Here is a 2,706-nt window from a genome sequence, read left to right as displayed (position 1 = left end):
ACAACCCAACGCAAGGGCGAATTCGCTCACGTCCAGCTGCGGCTCGTCCGCAACGAAGGACCGCAGGCGTCGCGCCTGGGCCCGCAAGGCCGCGTCACCCCGCCCGGACACCACCAGCGGCACAGGAACGCCCTTCGGCCAAGACATCGCCGGGTCGGTCGGCTCGGTCTGCGCCGGCGCCGCCTGTTCCAGGATGACGTGGGCGTTGGTGCCGCTGACTCCGAACGCGGACACACCAGCCCTGCGCGGACGCCCCACCACCTCCGGCCACGCGCGCTCCTCGGTCAGTAGCTCCACCGCACCCGCCGACCAGTCCACCTGCGACGTCGGCTCCTCCACATGCAACGTCCGAGGGGCGATGCCATGCCGCAACGCCAACACCATCTTGATCACACCGGCCACACCAGCAGCCGCCTGCGCATGGCCGATGTTCGACTTCAACGACCCCATCAACAGCGGCCGATCACGGTCCTGACCGTACGTGGCCAGCACCGCCTGCGCCTCGATGGGATCGCCCAGCGCCGTACCCGTGCCATGCGCCTCGACCACATCCACCTCGGCTGCCGACACACCGGCGCTGGCCAGTGCCTGCCGGATGACGCGCTGCTGCGACGGACCATTCGGCGCCGTCAGACCATTCGACGCACCGTCCTGATTCACCGCACTGCCCCGCACCACCGCCAACACCCGATGGCCGTTTCGCTCCGCGTCCGACAGCCGCTCCAGCGCCAGCACACCCACGCCCTCGGCCCACCCCGTCCCGTCAGCCGAAGCGGCGAAGGACTTGCATCGGCCATCGACCGACATGCCGCGCTGCCGCGAGAAGGCGATGAAGATACCGGGCGTGGGCATCACCGTGACACCACCGGCCAGGGCGATCGAACACTCGCCGGCTCGCAGCGCCTGAGCCGCCAGATGCAACGCCACCAGGGACGAGGAGCATGCCGTGTCCACCGCGACCGACGGGCCCTCGAAGCCAAGCGCATAGGACACCCGTCCCGACAGCACGCTGGCCGAGGCGCCGAGGCCCAGCATGCCCTCAAGTTCGGCGGGCACCGGCTCTACGCCCGAGCCGTAGTTGTGGTACGTCACACCGGAGAAGACGCCCACGTCCTTGCCCCGCAGAGTGGTCGGGTCGATCCCGGCCCGTTCCAGCGCTTCCCACGAGGTTTCCAGCATCAGACGCTGTTGCGGGTCCACGGCCAGCGCCTCACGTGGCGAGATCCCGAAGAAGCCCGCGTCGAACTCCCCGGCATCTTGCAGAAACCCACCTTGGCGCGCATAGCTGGTGCCGGGGTGGTCCGGGTCCGGATGGAACAGGTTCTCCAGATCCCAGCCACGGTTCACCGGGAAGTCGCTGATGCCGTCCCGCCCGTGAAGCACCAGCTCCCATAGCTCTTCCGGCGTGGAGACTCCTCCCGGCAGTCGACACGCCATGCCCACGATCGCCACCGGCTCGGTCGACACGGCCCCAGGCGCTGATGTCGGCCCCGCTGTCTCCTCCGAGGCCGGGGCAGCCGCGTCCCCGATGAGCTCGTCACGTAGAAAGTCGGCGAGAATCAGGGGCGTGGGGTAGTCAAAGAGCAGGGTGGTCGGCAGAGTCCGGTCGGTGAGTGCGTTCAGACGGTTGCGCAACTGCACGGCGGTGGCCGAGTCGAACCCGATCTGATTGAACACCATGTCAGGTTCAATGGCATCCAGCGAGGGATGGCCCAAGACGCCTGCGGTCTCCTGGCGGACGGTCTCCAGCAGGATGCGTTCCTGCTCCTGCGCGGACTCCCCACGAAGGCGGGCGGTCAACGCGCCGTCTTCCTGGGGCAGTTCGGCCATGCCCGGAAGCTGATCGTCTACAGATCCCGCATCGGCGGAGGCGACGCTCTTGAGCCAGTAGTGCTGGTGCTGGAAGGCATAGGTCGGCAGATCCATCGCGACGTGCGCCGGGAGGTTGCCGAGCAGGGCGGTCCAGTCGACGGGGACACCGCGCACGTATGCCTCGGCCAGGGAGGTGAGCACGCGGCGCATACCGCCCTCGTCACGGCGGAGCGTCCCGGTCACCACCACCGGTCCGGCGTCCGCTTGCTCTGCCGCCGCCTCGATGCTCATCGTCAGCACCGGATGCGCGCTCACCTCAACAAACGCCCGGAAGTCCTCATCCAACAGGCGCTCGATGGACGGGGCGAACCGGACGGTGCTCCGCAGATTGCGGTACCAGTACCCGGCGTCCAACTCGGCCGTGTCCAGCCACTCCCCCTCCACCGTGGAGAAGAACGGAATACGCGACGACACCGGCCGGACCTGCGACAACGACCGGGCCAACTCCTCCTCGATCGCCTCCACCTGCATCGTGTGCGAGGCGTAATCCACATCGATCCACCGCGCCCGCACCCCCGCACCCTCACACTCCGCCACCAGCTCCCGCAACGCCTCCGGCTCACCAGCCACCACCACCGACAACGGCCCATTAACCGCCGCGACCTCCACCCGACCCGACCACCCCTCAACCAGCCGCTCCGCCTCTTCCACACCCACAGCCAGCGACACCATCCCGCCACGCCCCGACAGCCCGGCCGCGATCGCCCGGCTCCGCAACACCACCACCCGCGCCGCATCCTCCAACGACAACCCACCCGCCACACACGCCGCCGCAATCTCCCCCTGCGAATGGCCCACCACGGCCGACGGCACCACACCAGCCGCCAACCACAC

At 68.7% G+C, this 2,706-nt stretch carries 1 protein-coding gene; it reads right to left on the bottom strand.

What is annotated here, in order from left to right; translation table 11 throughout:
• On the bottom strand, window positions 1-2,706 hold a 2,706-nt coding region (locus GWI24_RS43160), incomplete at both ends, for a type I polyketide synthase (protein ID WP_210951477.1).

This window comes from Streptomyces sp. MK37H, assembly GCF_018035285.1.
GTDB lineage: Bacteria > Actinomycetota > Actinomycetes > Streptomycetales > Streptomycetaceae > Streptomyces > Streptomyces endocoffeicus.
The sequence above is the reverse complement of the archived record's forward strand: the minus strand, read 5'-3'. Positions and strand labels throughout refer to the sequence as shown.